Source organism: Streptosporangium sp. OZ121, assembly GCF_051918885.1.
Taxonomy (GTDB): Bacteria; Actinomycetota; Actinomycetes; order Streptosporangiales; family Streptosporangiaceae; genus Streptosporangium.
On sequence record NZ_JBPXMC010000012.1, the window covers coordinates 142,838 to 167,515 of the forward strand.

Genomic DNA, 24,678 nt, shown 5'->3' on the forward strand with positions numbered 1-24,678 from the left:
CCGCCTCTCGGCCCTCGCCCCCACACGTCGAACGAGCGGCCCGCCGATCGACACGGCCCCGGAGAAATCTCTCGCCGCGACGCGGCCGATCCCGTCAGACCGGCCCCTGAGCGATGGCCGACGCGGACGCCCTGCTGATGATGATGCTGATCAGCTTAGTGGCGCTGTCGGCCAGGATGCCCGCGCACGACGGGTCTTCGGCGGCCATGCGCAGCAGGACCGCGCCCGGGACGCCGACGTCGCGCTGCGACCCGGGCACCTGCGACGCCACCTCCGATCGGCGAAATCAGCCACGCCGGTAAACTTGGGATCCGTGTCGGCTCCCCGACGGGATGGGCATCGTGACTCCTCCGCTCCCTGAAGGGAGCGGCTTCTCGCTAGGCCGCTTCCGCAGCGTCGCGAAGGGCAAGCCCTGCCCTCAAGATGTTGATCGCCGCGTTCACGTCGGCATGCGCGGTGTGCCCGCACGCCGTACAGGCGAACTCGGCTTGGGTGACGCGGTTCTCCTGCGCGCAGTGCCCACATCGGGCGCACGTGCGGGAGGTGTTGGCGGGGTTCACCGCGACCAGCTCTCGACCGGCGCTTTCAGCCTTGTGCGACAGGATCGTCAAGAACACCCCCCAACCCGCGTCCAGGATGCTCCGGTTGAGGCCGGATTTCTGTGCCACGTTGGTGCCGGGCGCTTCGAGCGTGCCGGACGCCGAGCGGGTCATGTTCGCGATCCGCAGGTCCTCGTGCACGATGACGTCGTAGTCGCGGACCAGCCTGAGCGTGGCTTTGTGCGCGCCGTCCAGGCGCTGCCGCCGGACCTTGGCATGCAGGGCGGCGACCCGCGCCACCGCTTTACCTCGCCGCTTGGACCCGCGCTTCTTACGAGCCAGGTCTTGCTGGGCGGCGGCCAGCAGCTCGGCGGACGCGGTCAGGTGACGCGGGTTGGCCAGGTGCTCGCCGTCGCTGGTGATGACCAGCGAGGCGACGCCCATGTCCAGGCCGACGACCGCGCCCGCCGGGGGCAGGGTCTGGGCGGGCACGTCGTCGCACGACAGCACGAGGTACCAACGCGAGCCCTCCCGCTTGACACTGATCGTCTTCGCCCGGCCCTTGACCGGCCGGTGCCGGTGGACGCGGACGTGGCCGATGCCTTGAAGGCGGACGAACGTCACGGTGGGGTGCTCGGGCTGGGAGTCCCCCCGGCAGCCGTCGCCGTCCTTCGGCCAGGTCACCGTGTCGAACCAGCCGCGCCCCTTGAAACGTGGGAAGCCCGGTGTGCGCCCGGCCTTGAGGCGGGCGAAGAACGCGGCGAACGCTTTGTCCAGGCGGCGCAGTGTGGCCTGCTGGCAGGAGAACGACCACTGGCCCTGGCCTTCGGGGTCCTCGGCGCGGATGTGCTTGAGGTCGGCCGACTGGTCGCCGTACCGGATGTTCACGCCTGCCGTGCGGTAGGCGGTGCGGCGGTGCTCCAGCGCGGCGTTGTACAACTGCCGGTGGTCCTCAAGGCATGCGGTGAGCGCCACCGTCTGCTTGACGGTGGGACGGAGCAGGAACTTGTAGGACCTACGCACGGCCCTGTCCCTTGGGGATGGGCTCGTACTGAGTCTCGATGGAGCGCTGCACCGTCTCGGCGGACACCGCGCCAACCGTGGTCACGAAGTACGACCGCGACCACAGCGTGGGCAGTTGGGAGCGCAGGTGGGGGGGGAGGTGAAGCCCTTGAACTGGTTGGCCACATACGACGGTGAGTTCTTCGGGTGCGGCTCGACGAACAGGTGCACATGGTCGGGCATCACCTCAAGCGCCACGATCTGCCGGCCGTGCTCGTCGATCTTGGCGTGGATCACCTCTTCCAGGCGGGTCTTCACCCGACCGTCCAGAACCGGGCGGCGGTACTTCGGGCACCACACGACGTGGTATCCGAGGTCGTACGCCGCGCCGGGGGAGGTGCGCACCTGAGGAGTCACACGATTGTTATAACAGTGCCGCGCATCTGCTGTGGCGACGAACGGAGAACTCTGATGCGTACGTCAGACGGGTCACTGCACGTCGGGATTTGGCGGCCCTCCCGCTCCCGATTCCCCCGCCGCCTAAAGTCGACGGTCCCCTCGGGAGGAACTGATGGATGAGCGGCTGACCGTCGTGATCGGGTATCCGCAGTCGGAGTTGCTGGACATCGCCTCGGTGACCACGCCGCTCCACATGGCCAACCAGCTGGGGGCGGCTCCCCCCTACCGGATACGCCTCGCCACCTCGGGCGGCAGGTCGTTGCCCTGCGACTCGGGTTTGACGCTGGAGAGCCAGGAAGCCCTCGAACGCGTCACCGGCCCGCTCGACACCCTGGTCGTCTCCGGCGGGGTCGGCCACGAGGCCGCCGCGGGCAATCCCGTGCTCCTGGCACACATACGCCGGCTGGCCGCGGTCAGCCGGCGGGTGGCGTCGGTGTGCACGGGCGCGACCCTGCTGGCCGCCGCCGGGCTGCTGGACGGGCGGCGCGCCACCACGCACTGGAGGTACGCGGGAACGCTCGCCGCCCACCACCCCAACGTCACCGTCGACCCGGGACCGCTCTACATCCGCGAGGGGCGCGTGTCGACCGCGGCCGGCGTCACCAGCGCCCTGGACCTGACGCTCGCCTTCGTCGAGGAGGACCACGGCCCTCGCCTGGCCCGCATCGTGGCGCGCGCCCTGGTGACCTACCTGCAGCGGCCGGGCGACCAGGCGCAGATCAGCATGTTCGTGGGCGCGCCGCCGCCGGAGCATCCGCTGATCCGGCAGGTGGTCGACCACGTCGTCAGCAACCTCGACGGTGATCTGAGCCCCGCGACGCTGGCCGCCCAGCTGAGCGTGAGTGAGCGTCACCTGACCCGGCTCAGCCTGGAGCACCTGGGCAAGACGCCCGGTCGCTTCATCAGGCACGCGCGCACGCAGGCGGCCGAGCGGCTCCTCGTCTCGTCGTCGCTCTCGGTGGCGGACATCGCGACCCGCTGCGGGTTCGGCTCCACCGAGAGCCTTCGGCAGTCGTTCGTCACCGAGTTCGGTGTCTCCCCCGCCCGCTACCGCCAGGCCCGGGCCAAGGGCTCCGGCTGAGGGATCCCGGGACAGGGGGCGGGCCCGCCTCGACCGCGGTCGATCCCCTCCGGCGGTCCGTACGGCACCGGAGGGGGCGGAGGGCTCGCCCGCCGGCCGCGGGTGGACGCCTGTTCCGAGCGCTAGGAACCTCCCGTCGCCGCCGGCCGCCGCTTCGGCGGTCCGCTGGGCATCTCCCCCGTCTCCTTGAGCTGCCGCATGCTCGGGCTGTCGGACCTGCTGACCTTGCGGCGGTAGACGGGGGTCCGGGGATCGGGCATCAGCCCCTGGAGGGTGAACATGGCGCGCATCCCGAGTTTGACCAGCAGTTGCCCCAGCGGGTGGGGGTCCTCCAGCTGCTGGACCCTGCGCATGTTCTCGGGGATGACGGTGAGCATGAGGGTGCGGCCCACGCCCCGCAGGGGGCGGGGGAACCAGCGTTCGCAGAACTGCCGGATGAAGGCGTCGCTCGCCGTGTGGCCGTTCCTGGTTCTGGGCCACTGGCGGGCGTCGTACTCGTCGGCGAAGTTCACCATCTGGTAGAAGTCCTCGGGAAAGTCCCTGACCGCCGCGCCGCCCTCGACGGTGACGTGCTCGGACAGGGCCCGGGCCCAGTTGTGGTAGGCGACCTGAACGTGCTCGGGGTATCCGGGCAGCCCGCACAGCTGCTGCAGGCGATGGGGCAGGACGGCCAGCAGGCACAGGCCTTGCACGTAGTCCTCGTTGTGGGCGAACGCGCCCGGTATCCCTTTCGCGACCGCCCCGTGGATCCGGTTGAGCAGGTCCATCGACCGTTTCACCGGCTCGCTGTCCGGCGGGTACAGGTACCACGTCCACAGGAAGTACGCGCTGTCCTCGAAGCGCCGCTGCGGCTGGTGGACGACCTTGCCGCCGAAGATGAGCGCGTCACCGCCGTGGGTCGGCATGGTCACGTCCATGAAGTTGACCACGTACCCGATGTTGAGCAGGAACTCGTTGAGCCGGAAGACGGCCGTCAGCCGCACGATCTCGTGGTAGTCGGTCTCCGGGTCCAGCCGGTCGATGTGCCGGTCGAGCCACTTGTAGCCGCGCGGCCTGGGCAGGGCTTTCACTCTCCCACCGCCTTGGGCCTGGCGAGCGGCGCGACCAGGGCGTCGAACCGGTCGTGGAGCGCGTTGTACTCGCGGGTGAGCAGCTCCAGCCGGTGCCGGAGGTGTCCGACCTCCCGGAAGAGCCCGGAAACGATCAGGTCCGTCTCCGGGGTGCCGGCCGGCGTCGTCCGCCGGCCGGGGCGCGCGGCACCGTCGAGTTCCGCCGTCCGGTTCAGCACCTCCTGCACCCGCTGCTGCAGGGCCGGGCTGGGCTCCAGGCCGAGCTCACGCGACAGTCGCGCGCGCAGCCTCTCGTAGACCGCCAGCGCCTCCGGCTGCCTGCCGCTGCGGTACAGCGCGACCATCAGCAGGTCGTGGAACCGCTCGCGGAAGGGGTGCTCGCCGACGAGCGCCTCCAGCTCACCGATGATCTCGGCGTGCCGGGCGGTGCGCAGGCCAGCGTCGTACAGTGCCTCCAGTACGGCCAGCCGCTTCTCTTCGAGCTGGATCGCGAAGGTGGCGCAGATGTCGCCGCAGATGGCGTCCTCGAGCGCGGGACCGCGCCACAGGGCCAGCGACTGGCGCAGCAGGGCGACGGCGCGGCCGGGGTTCATCGCGACGATGGCCCTGCCTTCGTCGGCGAGCTCGGTGAACCGGTCCACGTCGGTGGCCTGCCGCCCCGGCCGCATCACGTATCCGGAATCCTGGGTGAGGATCACCCAGTCGGTGCCGTCCCCCGTCTTCGGCACGTCCATGAGGCGGCGGAGCCGGGCGATCGTCGCCTGGAGCGAGTTGACCGCGGTGGCCGGCGGGTTCGCGCCCCACAGTTCGTTGATGAGGCGGTCCACCGGCAGAACGTGTCCCGCCCTGATGACCAGCGTCGCCAGCAATGCGCGCTGCTTCCGCCCCGGCGGGACGAAGCGGCGATGTCGTTTGTCGTCACAGATCTCTACCGGGCCTAAAATGCGAAACTGCATCTCTTGCCACTCTCTGAAAGAGTTCGGACGTTCCCCGTTGGTTTTCGTGCCGGTCGGCACGAAGGATTCTTCGTCGTTCCTTGCAGTGAAGACGGTAGTCACCACGGCTCTGGATTGCACGCCGAGACTTCGATCGATGACCATTCCTCCAGCCCCGCTCCAGGTAAATCGGCGTGAGCTGGACGGATACCGCGATCTCCGACGCCTGCTCACGTTTACCGGGCCCGTGTCACCACCCGCCCACCCGACGAGATGAGCACACGCGCCATCCTACCGGCCAAAACTTACTCGCGACCTGACATCCCGTAAGAGCAGGCCCCTGGAAGGCGTTCCGAAATATCGACGAAAATGCCGGTTCCGGAGACGATCACTTGCCACCGGAAATCACTTTCTCCATATTTTCCTTTCCACGTTTCAGGCATCGGCAAGGGATTTCTGGATACGGATGAAGGGCCACCCTCCGTCACCGGGAGAGGCCGGCGACGAGCATTTCCGAGAAACTCGACCTCGGCCTGGAAAAACCTGGGCCGAGCTGGGTGCCGGCGCGCGGGGCTCCGGCGAATCCCAGGCCCGTCCCGAGCCGGCGCATTCTCGCCACGGGCGACGGATCAGGGGTTTCGGCGTGCTCGTTCACGAAAATCCCCCCTACCTCCCTAACGATCGGTCCACGGCCGGGGTGATTGGGTTTCCCCGTCTTTCACGGCCCTCGCCGGTTTGATCTGACCTCGCTCGCGATTCGCCGGTACGAAGGCACCGGACGCCCCGGGCGATTCCCGTCCGGCGGGGCGCTCCCCGTACGGCACGCGCACCCGGCGAGGGCCGGGAACCCGTCGGGGGCGGCCGTTCACGGACGCCGCCCGACGCGCCGGCATCGGGTCCGCCGGCCTACACGTCCAGGGTGACGCCGTAGGAGTCGAGCCAGGTGTTCATCTGCAGCGTGTTGTCCAGCAGGTTGCGCTCCATGCGCCCGCCGGGGCCCTTGCCGTCCGCCCTGAGCCGCGCCTTCTCCTTGTCGAGCAGGGGATACAGCGGCGAGTCCGGGTCGGCGAGCACCCGGCCCAGCTCCTCGTTGGCGGCCTGGTCGTAGGCGGGGTTCTGGGTGGAGGGGTACGGGCTCTTGCGGCGGTCGAGGACCGACCGCGGCAGCAGGTCCGCGGTGGCGGCCCGCAGCAGGCTCTTCTCCCGTCCGTCGTGCGTCTTCATCGCCCAGGGGACGTTGAAGGCGTACTCGACGAGGCGATGGTCGCAGAACGGGACGCGCACCTCCAGGCCGCAGGCCATGCTGGTGCGGTCCTTGCGGTCCAGCATGAGCTGGAGGAAGCGGGAGAGGTGAAGGTGGCTGATCTCGCGCATCCGGCGCTCCAGGCCGGTCTCGCCCTCCAGGCGGGGCACCTCGGCGAGGGCCTCGTGGTAGCGATCCGCGAGATAGTTCTGCAGGTCGAGCTTCTGGAGCAGCCCGAGGTCGAACAGCGCGGTGTGGTCCATGGACCCGTACGCGGCCCACGGGAAGATGGGGGCGTTGATCACGTTCGGGTCGTGGAACCAGATGTATCCGCCGAACAGCTCGTCGGCCGACTCCCCGGAGATCGCGACCGTGGAGTGCGCGCTGATCGCCTTGAACAGCAGGTACAGCGAGGCGTCCATGTCGCTCAGGCCGATCGGCACGTCGCGCGAGTTCAGCACGGCCCGCCGTACCGACGGGTCGGCGAGCCGCGCGGCGTCCAGTTCGATGTCGGTGTGCTCGGAGCCGACGTGGCGGGCGACCTCGGCCACGAACGGCGCGTCGAGCGTGCCGCGCATGTCGTCCGCCGTGAAGCCCTCCCCCTGGCCGACGAAGTCGACCGCGAAGGAGCGCACGAGCTCCCCTCGGGCGCCGAGCTTGCCGGCCGCCAGAGCGGTCAGCACGCTGGAGTCCAGACCGCCCGACAGCAGGACGCACAGCGGGACGTCGGAGACGAGCTGGCGCTCGACGATGTCCTCCAGCAGCCCTCGCACGGTCTCCACGGTGGTCTGGAGGTCGTCGGTGTGCGGGCGTGCCTCCAGCCTCCAGTAGCGCCTGGAGGTCATGCCGTTCCTGCCGACCTTGACCACCTGGCCGGGGAGCACCTCGAGCATGCCCTGGTAGACCGTCCGGCCGGGAATCCTGGTGAAGGTCAGCACCTCGCGCAGCCCGTCGATGTCCATGCCGCGCCGCACGAGCGGGTTGGCCAGCAGGGCTTTGGGTTCCGAGCCGAAGAGCACGCCCGCCGGGGTGGGGTGGTAGTACAGCGGCTTGATCCCCAGGCGGTCGCGGACGAGCACGAGCTCCTGGCGCTCCGCGTCCCACACGCCGAAGGCGAACATGCCGTTGAGGTGGTCGGCGCAGTTCTCACCCCACTCCAGGTAGGCGGCGAGCACCACCTCGGTGTCGCTCGCCGTGTGGAAGCGGTGTCCCCTGGCCCTCAGTTCCTCGCGCAGCTCGCGGTAGTTGTAGACCTCGCCCGAGTAGGTCAGGACGGCCACCACACGGCCGTCCCGCTCGGCCTTCATGGGCTGGGCGCCGCCCTCGATGTCGATGACCGCGAGCCGGCGGTGCCCGATGCCCGCGTGGGTGTCGGCCCACACGCCCGCGTCGTCCGGCCCCCGGCAGGCCATGGTCTCGGTCATCGCGCGCAGCAGGTCTCGTTCCCTCGTGAGGTCACGGTCGAAATCCACCCATCCGGTTATGCCACACATACCGGGTCCTCCTTCTGGTGAGCGGTTGGGGCAGGCGCCTACCGGCCGAAACCGACAGGAAGCTTGTACGGCCCGCGGAAGGTCGGCATGACCGACCGTTCGATCTTGTCGGTCCGCAGCCGGGGCGCGGGAACGCGCTCGATGAACGCCTGGACGGCCACGTCGTGGACGAGCTGCCCCAGGCGTGCCCCGAGGCAGTAGTGGGCGCCGTGACCGAAGGCGATGTGCCTGACCCCCGTCCGGTCCAGATCCAGCCGGTCGGGGTCGGCGAACTGCGCCGGATCGCGATGGGCCGCCCCGATCCAGACGTAGACCTCCTGCCCCGGGCCCATCTCGTGGCCGCCGAGCTCGAAGGGTTCGCGCACCCGCCGCTTGGTGAGCTGGATGGAGGCGTCGTAGCGCATGAACTCGGCGGTGGCCGCGGGCACCGCGCCGGGATCCGCCCGCAGCCGGTCGTACACGTCGGGGTCGCGCAGCAGGTGGAGCAGGGTGTTGCCGATCTGGTGCGCCGTGCTGATCTGGCCGGCGGTGAGCAGGAAGGCGAGGTTGCCGTTCAGCTCCTCCGCGTCGGCGAATCCGCCGTCCGTGTAGTGGTCGGCCAGGGTCTGCAGCAGGTCCTGGCGCCTGCCCGCCGCTCCCTTCCCCGGCCGTTCCGCGACGTGCCCGGCGAAGAAGCGGAGGTATTCGACGACCCCACCGAGCAGTTTGTCGTGGTGCGTACGGCTCAGCGGCCCGTCGTCGATGAGCAGCCCCAGGCTCAGCATCCAGGACAGGTAACGCTCGTCGAAGGCGGGGATGCCCAGCACGCCGGCGAGGCTGACGGCCGGGAGCGCGAAGGCGAAGCGGTCCATCGCGTCCAGCTCGCCCGACTCACCGGCCACGGCCGCCTTCAGCAGGTAGTGGGTGAGCCTGACCACGTCCTCGCGCATCTCGTCGACGCGGCGCCGCAGGAAGGGCCGGGTGAGGTGCTGCCGCAGCCGGGTGTGCTCCGGCGCGTCGCTGACGACGATCTGCTGGTCGATCGCGCGCTGCGCCGAGGCGAGCTCCGGGTCGGCGGGGAGCCGGTCCCGGCCCCAGTGCGGCCGCCTGGCCGACAGCCGGGGGTCCATGAGCGCGGTCTGGGCGGCGGCGTAGCCGGTGACCATCCAGGCCCCGTCGTCGCCCATCTCGTCGTCCCAGTAGACCGGGTCGACCTCGCGCACCCGCCGGTACAGCGGGTACGGGTCGTCTATGTGCTCCTGGCGGTAGATGTCCGCCATCGTGATCTTCATCGGGATCGTGCCCTCTCTCCCCGTCAGGCGCCGAGTTCCGGTTCGCGCAGTGTCAGGACCACCCGCGCCGTGCCACTGTCGACGGCGTGCCACTCCCGCCCGCCGGGCAGGCCGACGACGAGGCCGGCCGACGAGGCGTCGGCGTGCAGGGCGACGCGGCCGATCCGCAACCGCCGCCCCGGGCCCGTCACGACGGCCCGGACGATGTTCTCCACCGCGGCGACGGGCAGCCTGTTCCCCGGCACCAGGTCGGCGATCCACAGGTCGGCCGGCGGGCAGGGCGGTACCTCCGCGCTCAGCGTGCCGTCGCGATCGCGCCGCCACCCGCCCGCCGCGATGAGCGTGCCCCGCCAGTCCAGGCCCCGCGGGTGCCCGCCCTCCACGGGCCCCGCCGCCACGGCCGTCGCGTGGCCGGTCACGGGCACGGCGGGCACGCTCCGCGCGTCGTACCCCGCCGGGTCGTATCCCACGAGCATCCGCGCCACCACCGTGCCGTCGCCCGGCCTGCGGAAGACCACCGAGGTGCTCCAGCGGCCCTCGGTCTCCGCACCGGCGCACTCCCGGTCCAGGACCAGCTCGCCGCCGTCCGTCGCCAGACCCGACAGGTCGATCCGGACGTCGCGCAGCTCGCACGGGACGAGCACCGGTCCCTGCTCGGGCACCGTCCACTCCGCCGAGCGCAGCGCGTTCTCCATCAGCAGGCTCACCGGGAGCGCCGGCCTGCCGTCGACCAGGAAGTCGCCGAGGGCGGGCACCGCGTCGCCGTCCAGCCGCAGCCGCGCGACCAGCCGCGCGGGCGGGCGGTAGCCGGTCGGCCGCCCGAGATGGAAGATCCTCGCGTAGGCGAGATCGAACCCGGGGAGCGGTTGCTCGATCATGAACTGGCCGGCCTGGACGGGGCGCAGCTCCCTGCCGAGCCGCCCCAGGAACGTCACCTCGCCGGAGGAGGACAGCAGCTCGCGGCACCACAGGTCCAGTCCCTGGGCGGGATCCAGCGCCGTCATGTACCGCAGCGCGGCGTCCACGTTCGTCGAGGCGCTCAGTTGCTGCCACAGGGGCCAGCACGTGGTGAGCACCCGGAACCCACCGGCCCGCCGGGCCCACAGGCCCAGGCGCGCCAGCGCCTCGTTGCCCGCCGCGTAGTCCAGCTCGCCCACCATGCCGCCCAGCCGGCCCGTGAGGGATCCGGCGTTGCAGAAGAAGGCGAGGTCACGGTCGCGGACGGCGTCGAACACGCGGAGGAACCCGGTGATCTTCACCGAGACGCCCGCGAGGAAGTCCCCGTCGGTCTTGGCGGGCAGCCTGGCGGGGCGGTCCACGCCCGCGATGTACACCACGCCCGTCAGCCGCGGGCCCAGCGAGTCCACCAGGGCGGACACCGCGGCGGGGTCGCCGAGGTCGCAGGCCTCGTACCTGACGCGCAGCCCCTCCTCGGCGGCCGCCCGCAGGTTCCGCGCCAGCTCCCGCAGCCGGGCCAGCCGGTGCAGCCGCCTCCTGGTCTCGCGGAGCGTGCCGTCGCGCGCGGCCCGGCGCATCAGGTCGTGACGGTGATCGTCGAATCCCGCGGGATCGAGGCGCAGCCACTCCTCCGTTCCCTCGGGCGCGGCGCGGCGCCCGGTGACCACGACCTCGCAGCCGTGCCGCCTGGCGAGCTCGGTGGCCAGCGCGTAGCCGATGCCGACCCCGCCTCCGCAGACCAGGACGACGTCCCGCGGGCCCGGTGCCGTGGTGGCGGGCGGCGCCTCGCGAACGCGCGGCGCGAGCGTGTGGCGTACGCCGTCGACGTAGCCGACCTCGCAGAGCCCCCACCGGTACAGCTCCCGGGCCACGATGTCCGGAAGATCGGGCTGCTTCGGGTCGGCGACGTCGACGACCCGCGCGTTGACGTTGGGGATCTCCCGGTGGAGCGTCTTGGCCAGGCCCGCCCAGATCCCGCCCAGCGGCTGGTGGGCGGCCGTCTCGCCGTACCCCATGTGACCGCCCTGGTAGGTCACGGCCAGATAGCCCAGGCGGCGGCTGTCGCTCTCCCCGGCCCAGTCGTCGTAGCAGTGCCGGAGCACCGCCAGCGTGCGGGTGAGCGGTTTCTCCCAGCTCGCCGCGTCGGTGGGGACGAACGGGTCGGCCAGCGTCAGGTCCACGACGGCGTCCGGCACGCCGGGGTCGCCCGGCTGCCAGGGGATCGCGCCGAACCCGGCGAGCCCGGCCGTGACCCGCTCGGCCGTGCCGTCCAGGCCGCCGATGACCGCGATCCGGCGGTCCGCCAGGTGCCGCGGCCCGCACGGCGGAAGCGGCGGGGCGGGGGCCGGTTCCCAGACGTAGCGGTGGACGGGTGTGGTCCGCGTCACGAGCCTCACGCACCCCTCTTGACGAGCCGCATGCGGATGCCGCGCGCCGGTCTCAGGGACACCAGGCCGACCGGCGTCACCTGCTGGGCGGGGACGAGGCTCAGGTGATAGCGGCGGACGAGCATCGCGACGGTGAACTGGATCTCCAGCAGCGCCATGTAGTAGCCGACGCAGCGCCGCGCCCCGCCCCCGAAGGGAAGGTAGGTGTACCTGGCCGGGCCGCGGCCGGCCGGGCAGAACCGCTCGGGGTCGAACGCCTCGGGGTTCTCCCAGGCACCGGGGTCGCGATGGGCGGCGTAGGGCGGGATGAGCAGGGTCGTCCCCGCGGGGATGTGGTGACCGCCGATGACGTCGTCCTCGACCACGTCGCGCGGGAACACCCAGATCGGCGGGTGCAGCCGCAGCGACTCGTCGACCACCTGGCGCAGGTACGGCAGGTCGGGCAGGTCGCCGGGCGTCGGCGCCCGGTCTCCGAGCACCGAGTCGAGCTCGGCCTCGAGCTTGCGGCGCACGTCGGCGTGCTGGGCGACGGAGTAGAGGGTCCACGCCAGGGCGCAGCCCGTCGTCTCGTGACCGGCCATGAACAGGGTCTTGAGCTCGGCCCTGATCTGACGGTCCGGCCACGGCCGTCCCGTCTCCGCGTCGGTGGCCTTGAGCAGCGCGCTGACCAGGTCGTCCGGATCGCCGCCGCCGGCGCGGTGCAGGGCGATCACGTCGTCCATCACCCCGTTGAGCACGGCCTGGTGGCGCCTCAGGTCACGGCGGTACCTCGTCGGCACCCACCGCGGCAGCATCTGGCTGACCTCACCGGTGAGGATCATGGCCTTGAGCGAGAAGCGGACCGCCGGCGCCAGCTCGGCGTACCTGTCACGCAGGTCGACGCCGAAGAGCATCCGGCTGAGCACGCCCATCGCCAGCCACATCATCTCGTCGACGAGCTCGATCTCCTCCCCGCGCTCGGCCGGCCCCTCCCAGCGGGCGATCAGCTCCTCCGCGCACGAGGTGATCACGCCCGACGCGCCGTGCAGCCAGGCCCGCTGGAAGAACGGCTGGCTGACGTCGCGGCGCGCCCTCCACTCGGCGCCGTCCGTGGTCAGCATGCCGCGGCCCATGAAGAGGTTGAAGCCCTGGTAGAAGCGGCCACGCCGGTAGTTGTCCGTGTTGTCCTGCAGGACGTGCTTGATGAACTCCGGCCCGGTCAGCTGGTGGACCAGGTACGGGCCGAGCCGCACGCGGGCGATGCCCCCGTACCCCTGCAGTTCGGTGATCAGGCTCAGCGAGTCGCGCTTGAAGCTGCTGAGCGCGCCCATCAGGTGGCGACCTTCCGGCCCTGGCGCGGGAGGTGCGGTCATCGTCCATCTCCTGCAATGGCCGCGAGGGCCGAGTCGGGGGTGTGGAACTCTCCGGTGTCCACGCTCAGGTAGCCGAGGACGGTGGCGGTGATGTCCTTGATCTGCGCCACCACCCTTCCGTCGGGTCTGGCGGCCACGAAGCGGTTCTCCACCGGGCCGTCCGTCTCCAGGGCGAACCCGGCAGGCGTCGCGTAGAGCTCGATCGGCCCCGAGCCGGCCAGCGACAGGTCGTTGGCCTCCTGGTAGAGGTCGATGCGGCGGATGGACAGGGGGGCGGCCACCGGCACCAGGTGCCCGCCGATCAGGTTCAGCACGCCCATGCGGGCCATGCCGTCCAGGAGCAGGCTCGGCATCGCGAAGCGAGACCACACCGGGTCGTCCCGCCGGAGGGACGGCGCGAACCTGGCGCGCTTGCCCCTGGGGTGCAGCCGGGTGTCGGCGGTGGTGACGAACGGCCCGGTGAGCAGGACGGGAGCGTTCTGGACGTGGTACGGGTCGGGAACGGCCACCTCCGCGGCGTCGGGTGCCCACGGGGTGATCCGCGGCGTCACGCCGAAGGTCGCCGCCAGCAGGACGCGCGCGCTGAAGTGGACGCTGCCGGTGCTCAGGACGACCCCGCCGGGGGCGACGACGTCGGTGACCAGCCGCACGTCGACCGTGACGAGGTCCCCGGTCGCGTGCGCGACACGGGCGTGGATCCGTTTGGGGACGGGGTCCACGTTCTCGAAGATCCGCAGGAACCTCTCGAAGCGCAGGTCGGTGAAGCCGATGACCCGCAGGCCGGGCCGCAGGGACCGCGCGGCCTCCGCGGCGATCTCGGTGATGAACGTGCCGGGCAGGGTGGGGTGCCCGTGAACGGCGTGGTGCCGCAGATAGCCGTCGCCCGACAGGTCGAACCGGCACTCGTAGGTCACCTCGTCGCTCTCCCGCGCCACGAGCCGGCGCAGGTAGAAGGGAGAGGGGCTCTCCGGTGCGGCGAAGAACGCGGGGTAGAACTCCCCGACCGTGCGCCGCTCCGCCTCGCCCAGATAGACGACGTGCGCCTCCGGCGTGCCGGTGTGCAGCTCGCGGACGAAGTGGTGGACGCCCTCGGCCGCCGTCATGGGCGTGTAGAAGCCGCGCCGCTCGTAGTAGTCGCTCACCAGGGGCGAGGCGCCCATGCCGACGCCGCCCCACAGCGTCCAGGCCAGCGTGACCTCGGCGGCGCCCTCGGCTGCCGCCGCGTAGGCGGCCGCGGCGGCCAGGTGGTCGTTCCCCGAGGCGTAGTCGGCCTCGCCGCGCTGGCCGAAGAAGCCCAGGAGCGAGCCGAAGCTGCACCACAGGCCGGGCGGCCGCCCGGCGAGGGCGCGCTTGAGGTTGCGGTGCGAGACCAGCTTCAGGTCGCGGACGGCCTTGAAGGTGCCGAGGTCCTTGTCGGGCATCAGCGCCGACCCGTTGCGCCCGGCGGCGTTGACGAGCAGGTCGATGTGCCCGCCGTCCGCCAGGACGGTGCCGACGGCCGCGCGGACCGCGTCGGGGTCGGTCACGTCGCAGGTCAGGTAGCGCACCCGGTCCGGCCCGCAGTGCTCGATCATGGCGTCGAGGTTGCCGCGCGCGGCTCGGGCGTCGGCCATCCGGTCGTACTCCCGGCTGAGCACCCCGACGGGCGTGCCGGGGCGGGCGCCGAGCTGGGCGCGCAGGTAGGCCTTCCTTCCCGCGGCGAACTCCTCCTCGCTCGCCTCGAACACCTCGGGCGGGTAGCTGTCGATCGGGTTGCTCCCCACCAGGTAGAGCCTCGGCCTGAACCGCTCGGCGAGCGCCTTCATCAGCTCGGCGGTGATCCCCCTGGCGCCGCCGACCGCCAGGACGACCGAATCCTCGGTGAGCCGGACGGCGGTCTCGTCGCCCACCTCGGCCGGCCGCTCGACCAGGGTGAACACGCGGCGTTCCCCGTCGACGTCGAAGACCACGGGCAGCGCGCGCTCCGTGCCCGACTCGCGCTCCGCCGCCCGCTCCGCCGTGCGGACGTCCCGGGTGCCGGTGGCGAGCATGAAGCGGGCGGAGCCCGGCGACTCCAGATGGGCGACCTTCGTCAGCCCGGAGAACAGGCCGGTGTAGGGGTGCGGTACGCCGCCGGGCACCGCGCCGAGCAGCACCGTCGTGACGGAGGCCGCCGGGCAGCGGCGCAACACCAGGAAGGTGAGCTCGTGCAGCGCCTCCAGGCCGGGCGCGCCGGCGGCGACGCACTCGGCGGGCGGCGCGGAGGCCGTCAGGTCGGCCAGCACCCGCACGTGCGAGGGGATCCGCTCGCCCAGGACGGCGTCGACGGCCTCGGCGGTGATCTCGGCGAGGTGGTGCCACCCCGGCCGGGACGCCGTGAGCGGGGCGCAGGACACCACGCGCGCGCCGGCGGGCAGGCGGGAGAGGCTCTCGGCGAGTTCCGGCCGGTCGACGAGCACCAGGACGCCGTCGGGAAGGAAGGGCTCGCACTCCCCTGTCACGGGCGCGGGCGCCGCCACCAGCGCCGGCACGTGCCGGCGCACCTCGACGGCGGCGCCGGGAGCGTACCGCTCCGGGTCGGAGAACCCGGCGGCGAGCACGGGTTCCGCGTCCCGTACGGCGGGCGCAGATTCCGCGTCCCGTACGGCGGGCGTCAGGTGGACGGCGGGCGCCCCCGGCTCGCCGGAGCAGGCGATGCGCACGGCGGCGGCGTCGGCGGAGTGCAGCGCGCGCAGGATCGCCATGCCCCCGGAGGCTCCGAGGTAGCGGGCGTTGTCCGGCGCGCCCGCGCCGCAGTCCACGTCGGTGCGGGCATTCGCCCGGACGTCGACGGGCCCGCTGGTCGAGATGTCCGCCCGTTCCTCGGTGGGTCCGCCGGTCGCGGCGCCTGCCCGGTCCCCGGTGGACCCGCCGGTAGAGGTGTCGATCCAGCCGAGGACCGGCAGGCCCGCCTCGGCCGCCACCCGCTCACGGGTGATCGCGAACAGGAAGGCCCCTTCCGCCGCCACCGGCTCCCCCGCGCCCGCGAACTCGCGGGCCAGCAGGGGCAGCAGTTCCGGGAGGTTGTTGCCGTTGATGCCGCCGACCAGCGCCAGATCGACGTCTCCCGTGCGGAGGTAGCGGCAGGCGACGTCGAAGGAGGACAGCGCGGAGGCCAGACCGGAGTCGATCATCAGGTTGGGGCCGTGGAAGCCGAAGTAGTTCGCCACGCGCGCGGAGACGATGTTGGGCATCATGCCCGGAAAGGAGTCCTCGTTGGCGGGCGGGATGAGCCGGCTCATGTCCTCGCGCAGGCCGTCGACCAGCGCCGGGAGCAACGCGGAGGAGACCAGGCGGGGGTTGGCCGACAGGGTGCGGTCGATGCTGTCGAGATAGCACCGGTTGGCGTAGAGCATGCCCGCGCGGGTGGGCCCGAGATGCCCGACGAACACCGCGGTGCGCTCGGACAGGTCCGTCCAGGCTCCGCCCAGCTGCGCCTGGAGCTGGTGGCCGCATTCGAGGATCATGAGCTGGCAGCGGTCGATGGTCCGCACCGTGCGCGGGGGCAGGCGCACCTTCTCGAATCCCGGCACGGGGTAGACGTCGCCGAAGCTCGCGTCGGGACCCGCGCCGTCACCGCGCAGCCAGGCCGCCACCGCGTCCCGGTCCGGCAGTCCCGGCAGGTGCGCCGCCCAGCCCACGATCGCGATGCGATCGCGGTCCACGCGCGGGGTGGGGACCGTTCTCGCGGCGGCGGGGGGCGGCTCGTCGACGACCAGGTGGGCGTTGGTGCCGCCGAACCCGAATCCGGAGACGGCCAGCGCGCGCCTGCGGCCGGGGCGCGCTGGCCAGCGCCGCGCCTCGGTGGGGATGTACAGGCCGGACTCCTCGATCCTGAAGTCCTCGGGTGGCGCGGTGAAGCGGAACTGCGGCGCGATCGTCTCGTGGCGCATGCCCAGCGCGCCCTCGATCACCGACACCAGACCGGCCGCCCACCCCGTGTGCCCGACCAGGGACTTGTTGGAGGTGACCGCGCAGGTCTTGTCGCCGTGATAGCCGCGCAGCGTGGTGAACTCGGCCATGTCCCCGGCCGGGGTGCCGGTCGCGTGCGCGATGATCCAGTCCACGCGGTCCGGTCGCGCCCGTTCCATGGCGAGGGCCTGGCCGTCGGGGTTGGGCGCGTAGACCGCCTTGCCCTTGCCGTCGGAGGAGGTGCCGATCGTCCTGATGATCCCGTGAATCCGGTCGCCGTCCGCGCGGGCCCGGCTGAGGCGCTTCAGCACGACCACGGCGGCGCCGTCGGCGAAGATGACGCCGTCCGCGTCGGCGTCCAGCGCGCGCACCTCTCCCCGCTTGGAAAGGCCCTGCAGCTTGGAGAAGAGCACGGTGCCACGAGGCCCCAGCGCGAAGGCTCCCCCGCACACCGCCACGTCGGCGTCGTCGGCGAGCAGCGTCTTGGCTTCGATGTCCACCGCGTAGAGGGAGGAGGAGCAGGCCGTGTCCACCATCTGCAACCTGGTCTCCGGCGGGAGCACCCCTTCCACGGCCAGCCGCCCCACCTGGTACGGCAGGAAGCGCGACGGGTCCGCTCCGGCGCCCCGGCGGTAGCGTCCGGCGAGCGTGCCGTCGAGTTCCTCGAGCAGGCTCTCACGCGCCGCGTCCGCCAGATCCAGGTCCGCGAGCAGCCACTCGGCCCTCGCGGCCACCGCGGCCAGGACTCCGGCCTCCTCCAGGTGCTGGTTGCCGTCGGGGGTGTAGCCGATGCTGCACGAGAACCGGTCGCCCGGCCGGGTGGTGACCTCCCGCATCGCCTGCACCATCGAGTGACGCAGCCACGCCGTGGTGAGCTCGTGCTCCTCGGCGTCACCGGTCTCGTCGAAAGTCCCGGGGCCGGGCTGGAAGCCGGTGATGAAGACGCAGCGGTCCTGGTACGACTTGTCCTCGGCCGCGAGATCGTCGGAGTGGAACTCCTCGCTGGCCCAGCGGTCGGCCGGCACCGGCACGAACAGCTCCTCGCCGTCGAGCCGGAGCCGCCAGTACTCCTCGGGGCTGTTGGCGCCCGCCACCACCAGGCCCATGCCGACGATGGCGACGCCGTCCGGCTCATCCCGCACGACACCGCCCGGCTCATCCCGCACAGCACCGCCCGGCTCATCCCGCACAGCACCGCCCGGCTCGCCTTCTGCGACCGGCTCCACCGGCGGCGCGGCGAGCATGCTCGTCCCGAGGGACAGACCGCCGTCGGCCAGGACGACCTGGCCGGTCATCCAGCGGGACTGCTCACCCGCCAGGAAGGCCACGACCTCGGCGAACTCCTCGGGCGTGCCGAGACGGCCCATCGGCGTCGCGCGCCTGACGGCCTCCTGCATCCGCGCCGCGTCGGGGAACCGGTCGGCCACCTCGCTGACCAGCATGGCGGCCGAGGCCGTGTTCACGCGGACGTTGCGCGGGGCGTACTCCGCCGCCAGATACCGGGTCAGCGCCTCCATCGCCGCCTTGGCCGGCGCGCAGGCGAAGTAGTTGGCCATGACGAACTGGGCACCGCCGAGGGCCGAGACGTTCACGATCGATCCGCGGCCCCTCCGTTCCATCAGCGGCAGCGCGTGGCGGGCGCACTCCAGCGCCCCCTTGACGTTGGTGTTCCAGCCCTTGTCGAGGTGCTCCGCCGTCACCTCGGCGAGCGGCAGCAGTGCTCCGGAGGCCGCGTTGTTCACCAGGATGTCGAGGCCGCCGTGACGTTCCCCGATCGTGGCGAACATGCGCTCGACCTGCTCGGGTCTGGCCACGGAGGCTCTGATCAGATCCACCGGGTAACCGGCGGCGGTCAGTTCCGCCCTCGTCGCCTCGGCCTGCTCCCGGGCGTGGAAGTAGTTCACGATCACGTGCGCGCCACGCCTGGCCAGCTCGGTCACGATGGCCTTGCCGACGTTCCTGGCGCCCCCGGTGACCAGTGCCACCTTGCCGTTCAGCTCTCCCATGGACATGGCCGCTCAACGCCCGGCCGTGGCGTGCTCGTCCAGCATGGAGCGCACGTAGTCGATGACCTTGCCCATGGTGGCGACCTCGTCCAGCCGGAAGTTTCCCGGCCTGGCGGGCAGGCCGTACCTTTCCGAGACCCTGGCGAGGAGCTCCACCTGCTTGACGGAGTCGATGCCGAGCTCGGCCTCGAGAAGGACGTCGTCGGTGAACACCTCCACCGGGTACTCGAGGGCGTCGGCGTACAGCTCGCGGAGCTCGTCGCCGAGGTCGGCCGTCGAGTCCGCCCGCGGGGCGGGCTCGGCCGGGCCGTACTGGGCGAACTCCTGGCGGATCCGGTCGAGGATGGCGCCGCCCCGCTCCGCCCAGAACGCGCTGAGCCGCTCGGGGTCCGCGTCGGGCAGCAGTCCGCCGGGCATGATCGGAGCCGCGCCCAGCAGGCCCAGGCCGCGCAGCCGCGCGGCGGCGCTGTCGATCGACTGGTCCGCGTCACCCACCCCGGGCACCACGACGGGGTCCGTTTCCGCGAGGTTGCGCCTGACGAGCTTGCCGAGTACACCGAGCGCGCCGCACTCCACGAACGTGCGCACCCCGTCGGCGTGCAGGGCGCGCACCGCGTCGGCGAAGCGCACCGGCTCCACGAGGTGGGCGGCCAGCACGCCGCCCAGGTCCTCGTCCCGCCCGTAGTAGCGTCCGGAGATCGCCGAGTAGACCGGCAGGCTCGGTGCGCGCGCCGGGATCCTCCTGACCGCGGCGGCGAAGGGGGCGACCGCCCCCCGCAGGAGCGGGGAGTGGAACGGCACCGCGGAGTCCAGCCTGCCGAACGAGACGTTCAGCGAACCGGCGACCTGCCGGAGGAGGTCCATCGCCGTCTCCGACCCGGACACCACACTCTGCGCCGGATGGTTCTCCGCCGCCACCGCCAGCGACTCGTCGGCGATGAGGTCGATGAGCAGGCGCGCGCGGGCGGGGTCCGCGGACAGCGCCGCCATGTAGCCCCCGCGCAGGTCGAGGCTCTCCACCGCCCTCACCCGCTGCCAGATCACCCGGGCGCCGTCGGCGACCGTGTAGACGTCCGCGCACGTCAGCGCCGCGATCTCGCCCAGGCTGTGGCCGGCCAGCGTGTCGGGCCGCCAGCCCAGCTCGGACAGGGCGCGGAAGACCGCCACGTCCATGCCGTAGACCGCCAGTTGCGAGACCCAGTGGTCATCGGCCAGCAGCCCCGCCATGGTCGCCGGTTCACTGCCGAGGACGATCTCCGACAGTTTGCGACCGCCCTCCGGGGCGGTCACCGTGTCGATCTCGGTGAAGACGGCACCGATGGCCGGATAGCGCTCCGCGGCGGCGAGCAGTGCCCTGCCGTCGAAGGCGCCCTGTCCGGGGAAAAGCCCGGCCGATTTCGCCGCGCGACCCTTCATCGTGATTCAACTCCCCTGGTTGTTTCTCACCGTTGGTTGCCGCTGTTCGGCGGTCGCAGAATCAGGCAGGTGGTCGTGGCGTGCGCGCACAGGTCACCGGAGGCGTCGGTGACCCTGCATTCGGCGGTGGCCGTCCTGCCGCCCAGGTGGATGACCGAGGCGAGGCACCGGAGCGTCCCGGAGTGCACGCTCACCTGACGGACGAAGTTGCTCTTGACCTCGAGCGTCGAGTAGAGCACCCCGGCCGCCAGCATCGTGTGGACCGCGCAGCCCATGACCGTGTCCATCAACGTGACGAGCACGCCTCCGTGCACACCGCCGAACGGGTTGTAGTGGTACTCGGCGGGTTTCATGACGCCGATCGCGTGCCCCTCCGCCACTTCCGTGAGGCGGAAGTTCATCATCGAGCACGCGGGCGGCGGCGGCAGTTTCCCCTCGATCAGCGCGTTCATGCAGTCCAGGCCGCTCATCGACAGCCCTTCGCGGGCGAGGATGTCGGGATCCTCCCAGGAGATGACGTGCTCGCGACCGCCCGCCACCCGGCTCATCACCCGCTCTCCCTCAGCGCGTGGCCGGCCTCCAGGCCGGTGCCGAGGAAGGTGACACCTTCGGCGATCGGGGTGCCTGCGGCCTGGAGGCCGGTTCCGCCGGCCACCGCCGTTTTTCCGGAAAATCGCAGATCCATTTTCCGCTTCTCCTATGGATTGGATCCGAGTTCAACCTGTGTGGCTGATTCCGAAAATATCGGCCGCCAATAACCTGGCACTCATTTGTGATTCACGGGCTATTCATCGCCCGTCAACTCGGGCCGGTGACCTCGCGATCCACGAGGTTCTTCCGTTGAGATCGGGCGGCGGGAGTCACCGCGCGTGACCGGCTCGGGGGCGCCACCGCCCCCGGCGCCGTGACCACGCCACGACGGACTGAACGGAGGGGATGAGGACATCGTGACCATCGTTCGCGCACGCTCGCGGGAGCCGACCGGCGAAGAAAACCCGGCGCGGATGAGACCGCGCAGAGACGGGCTCGGTCAGGATCCGGATCCAAACCCGGCGGCGGCGAAACCTCCCATGCCGGCCGCCGGCCCTCCCACGCGATCCGGGGCGCCGACGAGCCGCGAGCGAGCCAGGCCGGGTGTTTCCGTGTCGTCGCGCCTTCCGGTGGACGCCGTCGGCGTCAGCCGGTGCGGGCCAGTCCGGGCCTCGCGGCCTTGACCTCCGTGACGTCAAGCTCGGGCAGGCCGGCGAGTATCGCCTGGTGCAGCTCGCGCACCGTGGCGGAGGGCTCGATGCCGAGCTCGCGGACGAGCGTGGTCCGCAGCTGGCGGTAGGCCGCCAGCGCGTCACCGCAGCGTCCCGAGCGGTACAAAGCGATCATGAAGTGCCTGCAGAGGCTCTCGTTGTCCGGGTACTGCCGGACGAGAACGGTGAGCTCGCTGAGCACCTCCTGGTGCCGGCCCAGATGCAGGTCCGCCTCGATGCGGCGCACCAGGGCGCACAGTCTGGCCTCCTCCAGCCGCTCGATCTCCAGTCGCAGGATCGAACCGACGCCGATGTCGGCGAGCGCCGGCCCCCTCCACAGGGCGAGCGCCGACCGCAGCTTCCGCGAGGCCACCGCGTGATCCCCGGAGTCCATGGCCCGGTAGCCGGCGAAGGCCTGGCGCTCGAACTCCCACATGTCCACCGACCCGCCCATGGGGGCCAGCAGATAACCCCCGGGCCGGGTGATCAGCACATCCTTGGGGCTGCGACGGTGAAGCTGGCCGGACTGCGACAGCGCGGCCCTGACACGGCTGCGGATGTGGGCGATATACGTCTGCAGCGTTGTCTGAAAGCTCGGCGGAGGCGTATCCCCCCACAGTTCTTTCACCAGAGTCGCGGCCGGAATGACACGATCGGCGTGTGTGGCGAACATGGCGAGAACCTGGCGCGGTTTTGCCGCCGTCGGCATGAAGGATATCCCCGCCTCACATGCCGAAAGCGTGCCGAGCACAGCAATCTTCATTCGACTCCCCCTATACCCTGAACCCCGACCTTTCCAACCTGGTTCGCTCCTTGGTAAGTGGAGGCCAGGTTGGTCGCGATTGTCAACAGCATCGAATTCGGAATCGGCCGGCCGTCTCACCGGTCGCCGGAGACCGCGATCGGGACCGGGCCGTCCCGGACCCCGGGCGTGGTGGTCCTCCCCGGGTACGGGCCGCGATTCAGCTGTACGGCGCGCTGCGCAGCAGGCTGCCGCGCAGCCAGCTTCGCGAATCGATCGCGTCGTTCCGCGTCGCGAACTGCAGGAACTCCTCCGCCCGCGGCGAGGCGGACTCCACGGCGGGGTCCATGGTGATCGTGGTGAATCGTCGCTTGCCGCCGCCCCATCCGGGGCGGCGGGTGAACAGGTCGGGGCGAGCGGTGGCGATCACCAGCAGAGACACCGGCTTCATGTGGTCGGCGAGGTCGTGAACGAAGTCGAGCACGACGTCGTCGGCCCGGTGCAGATCCTCCACGATCATCACCAGCGGGCAGTTCCGGGCGATCTCCCCGAAGAACCGCAGCGCGGCGGCCCGCGAGTCGCCGAGGGCGCAGGGTGGCTCCCGCTCCGTCTCCGCTGCCACGAGCGGGCCCAGCAGGGAGAGCAGCCTGCCGGACTTCTGCTCGCCCGCCGCGAGGTGCCACAGCGCCCTGGCGGCCTTGTCTCCCGCCGTCCTCGCCGGATCCCCCCGCATGAGACCGTCGACCGACGCCAGTATCGCCTCCTGGATGGCCAGCACGTTGTTCCTGGCGAAAAGCGGCGCGTGGCCGATCAGGAACTGCGTCCGCTCCGGCTGCCCCATGACCCGGCGCTCGAACTCCATGATCAGGTGGCTCTTGCCGATGTTGGCCTCGCCCAGCAACGTCACGACGTGCGGCACCCGGCGATGCCGTACCCGTTCGAGCAGGCCGAGCAGGACGCTCAGCTCGAGCTCGTGATCGGCGACGGGCGTCACGGGCGCCGCGGGCGCCACGTGGCGCGGATCCGCCGCTTCGAGCCGCCATCGCGCGGGCGAATCGCCGACCGCCGTGTAGGTCGTCGTCGCGGCGGTGGCCCGTCTGGTCTCGTCACACACCCAGATCTCACCGGGCGGGACGAGGGACAGCAGGGAGTCGCACTCGTCCAGCAAAGGCCCGTCGGCCGAGAGCAGGACACCGGTTCCGTTCGGGTCGTAGCGGACGATCGCCTCCCCCGTGGCCACCGCCGCCTGGACGGTGACCCGTGGTGTGGACGGGCCGTTCCCGCCGTCCGCACCGGAAGCCGCGCCGAGACCGCCGCGGATCGCCGTGGCGGCGCGCACCGCGTGCCGGACGTCCACCGCACGGTCGCCGGTGGCCCCGAACAGCGCCAGCGTCACCGATCCGATGGAGGCGACCGTGGTCCCGTCCATCGAGCCGACGACGTTCTTGATCAAATCGGTGAGGCCCTCGCGCACCCGGTGCCTGTCACCGAGTTCGGGCTGGGCGCGGACCAGCAGCACGCTCACCTGGCGGCACTCGGTCGCCGGCACCGCGGGTGGGGGTGGAGGGGGAGCCGGGGGCGATGTGTCCAGCGTGGTCAGCGTGATCGGTTCCGCCTGCGGTTGCGTGCCGGGCAGATCCAGCCCGGCGTCCTGGGCGAGGATGGCCTGCTGCAGCACCTGCAGTTCCCGGCAGGGCTCGAGCCCGAGGTCCTCGACGAGGGCGGAGCGCACGCGGCTGTAGACGTTCAGCGCGTCGGCCTGGCGACCGCACCGGTACAGGGCCAGCATGAGCTGGCCGCACAGGCGCTCGCGCAGAGGTTCCGTCCGGACCATCGCCGTCAGCGCGCCCAGCACGGACTGGTGACGGCCGCAGGCGAGCTCCGCCTCGAAGCAGTCCTCCGTCGCGTCCAACCTGGCGTTCTGCGCGGAGGTGATCTCGGGCCAGGTGATGCCCGCCTCGACCAGGTCGGCCAGCACGGACCCCTGCCACAGCGAGAGGGCCTCGCGCAGCCGTACGGCCGCCGCGGCGGCCGAGCCCGCGGCCAGTTCGGCCCGCCCCTCCGACACCCAGCGGTTGAACAGGTAGAGGTCGATCTCGTCGGTGTTCACGCGGAGCATGTATCCGGGCGGCTGGGTCAGCAGCTCCACGGACTCGTCGGCGCAGGCGCGCGAGCAGAGTGCCCCGCGCAGGCTCCACACCGCGTTCTGCAGGATCTTCCGCGCCGTCACCGGAGGCTCGAGCGACCACAGCGCCTCCATCAGCTGGCTGACGGGCACGGCTCTGTTCGCGTGAAACAGCAGGAACGCCAGAGTCGCTCGTTGCTTGATGCCTCCCAACGCGAGCCGCTGATCGCCGTCGACGGCCTCCAACGGGCCTAGCATGTGAAACCGCATCGCTTCCCCCAGACAAAGGGCCACGACCCGGTTCCCCACATGGATCTTCGCCGTGAGCGGACCTGGTGTCGTGACCAACCCCCTGCTGATTGCTTTTGGTGCGCTTTGCCCTCATATTTCCCTACGCCGCTGACACCGGCCTGACTCCGTCCTGATCT

The 24,678-nt window shown here is 71.4% G+C and carries 15 protein-coding genes and 2 pseudogenes; 1 reads left to right on the plus strand and 16 read right to left on the minus strand.

Annotation, left to right across the window (positions count from 1 at the left end; translation table 11 throughout):
• Positions 1–94: 94 nt before the first annotated feature.
• From ACTOQ1_RS22475 to tnpA, 3 genes and pseudogenes are all read right to left on the minus strand, one after another.
• A complete protein-coding gene (locus tag ACTOQ1_RS22475; RefSeq protein WP_440069967.1) occupies positions 95–259 on the minus strand; it encodes a hypothetical protein in 165 nt (54 codons plus the stop codon).
• A 118-nt stretch (positions 260–377) separates the two neighbouring features.
• The gene (locus ACTOQ1_RS22480) at positions 378–1,562 is read right to left on the minus strand and encodes an RNA-guided endonuclease InsQ/TnpB family protein (RefSeq protein ID WP_440069969.1); all 1,185 of its coding nucleotides are present in this window, start codon (positions 1,560–1,562) and stop codon (positions 378–380) included.
• A pseudogene (tnpA, locus tag ACTOQ1_RS22485) lies at positions 1,555–1,946 on the minus strand (IS200/IS605 family transposase). Before tnpA ends, ACTOQ1_RS22480 begins: the two are co-directional and overlap by 8 nt.
• A gap of 166 nt (positions 1,947–2,112) precedes the next feature.
• Here tnpA and ACTOQ1_RS22490 point away from each other — a divergent pair.
• Complete coding sequence (locus ACTOQ1_RS22490; RefSeq protein ID WP_440069971.1) at positions 2,113–3,081, plus strand: GlxA family transcriptional regulator; 969 nt, start codon at positions 2,113–2,115, stop codon at positions 3,079–3,081.
• A gap of 122 nt (positions 3,082–3,203) precedes the next feature.
• Here ACTOQ1_RS22490 and ACTOQ1_RS22495 read toward each other — a convergent pair whose 3' ends face one another.
• The 13 genes and pseudogenes from ACTOQ1_RS22495 to ACTOQ1_RS22555 form a co-directional block, all read right to left on the minus strand.
• Positions 3,204–4,151, minus strand: coding sequence for a hypothetical protein (locus ACTOQ1_RS22495; protein WP_440069973.1), 948 nt, complete (start codon positions 4,149–4,151; stop codon positions 3,204–3,206).
• Positions 4,148–5,251: an AfsR/SARP family transcriptional regulator gene (locus tag ACTOQ1_RS22500; protein ID WP_440069975.1), complete on the minus strand. Its 1,104-nt coding sequence runs from the start codon at positions 5,249–5,251 to the stop codon at positions 4,148–4,150. Before ACTOQ1_RS22500 ends, ACTOQ1_RS22495 begins: the two co-directional genes overlap by 4 nt.
• 741 nt (positions 5,252–5,992) lie before the next feature.
• On the minus strand, positions 5,993–7,822 hold the full coding sequence (gene asnB / locus ACTOQ1_RS22505) for an asparagine synthase (glutamine-hydrolyzing) (protein ID WP_440069977.1): 1,830 nt from the start codon (positions 7,820–7,822) through the stop codon (positions 5,993–5,995).
• Positions 7,823–7,860: 38 nt separating this feature from the next.
• Entirely contained in the window at positions 7,861–9,093 is a 1,233-nt protein-coding gene (locus ACTOQ1_RS22510) for a cytochrome P450 (protein ID WP_440069979.1), read from the minus strand.
• 23 nt (positions 9,094–9,116) lie between these two features.
• The gene (locus tag ACTOQ1_RS22515) at positions 9,117–11,447 is read right to left on the minus strand and encodes a KR domain-containing protein (protein ID WP_440069981.1); all 2,331 of its coding nucleotides are present in this window, start codon (positions 11,445–11,447) and stop codon (positions 9,117–9,119) included.
• Positions 11,444–12,790 carry a cytochrome P450 gene (locus ACTOQ1_RS22520; RefSeq protein WP_440069983.1) on the minus strand — a complete coding sequence of 449 codons (1,347 nt, stop codon included), beginning with the start codon at positions 12,788–12,790 and terminating at the stop codon, positions 11,444–11,446. The genes ACTOQ1_RS22515 and ACTOQ1_RS22520 overlap by 4 nt, the downstream gene beginning before the upstream one ends.
• Entirely contained in the window at positions 12,787–18,732 is a 5,946-nt protein-coding gene (locus ACTOQ1_RS22525; RefSeq protein ID WP_440069985.1) for an SDR family oxidoreductase, read from the minus strand. Before ACTOQ1_RS22525 ends, ACTOQ1_RS22520 begins: the two co-directional genes overlap by 4 nt.
• A 6-nt stretch (positions 18,733–18,738) precedes the next feature.
• Positions 18,739–20,142 carry an acyltransferase domain-containing protein gene (locus tag ACTOQ1_RS22530; RefSeq protein ID WP_440069987.1) on the minus strand — a complete coding sequence of 468 codons (1,404 nt, stop codon included), beginning with the start codon at positions 20,140–20,142 and terminating at the stop codon, positions 18,739–18,741.
• Between the two features lie 26 nt (positions 20,143–20,168).
• Positions 20,169–20,690, minus strand: a complete 522-nt coding sequence (locus tag ACTOQ1_RS22535) for a PaaI family thioesterase (protein ID WP_440069988.1) — start codon at positions 20,688–20,690, stop codon at positions 20,169–20,171.
• A complete protein-coding gene (locus tag ACTOQ1_RS22540; RefSeq protein WP_440069989.1) occupies positions 20,690–20,827 on the minus strand; it encodes a hypothetical protein in 138 nt (45 codons plus the stop codon). The genes ACTOQ1_RS22535 and ACTOQ1_RS22540 overlap by 1 nt, the downstream gene beginning before the upstream one ends.
• Positions 20,828–21,318: 491 nt before the next feature.
• Positions 21,319–21,876: an AfsR/SARP family transcriptional regulator gene (locus ACTOQ1_RS22545; RefSeq protein WP_440070052.1), complete on the minus strand. Its 558-nt coding sequence runs from the start codon at positions 21,874–21,876 to the stop codon at positions 21,319–21,321.
• A gap of 54 nt (positions 21,877–21,930) precedes the next feature.
• A pseudogene (locus tag ACTOQ1_RS22550) lies at positions 21,931–22,146 on the minus strand (AfsR/SARP family transcriptional regulator); the annotation flags it as partial.
• Between the two features lie 199 nt (positions 22,147–22,345).
• Positions 22,346–24,496, minus strand: coding sequence for a BTAD domain-containing putative transcriptional regulator (locus tag ACTOQ1_RS22555; RefSeq protein ID WP_440069990.1), 2,151 nt, complete (start codon positions 24,494–24,496; stop codon positions 22,346–22,348).
• Positions 24,497–24,678: the final 182 nt, after the last annotated feature.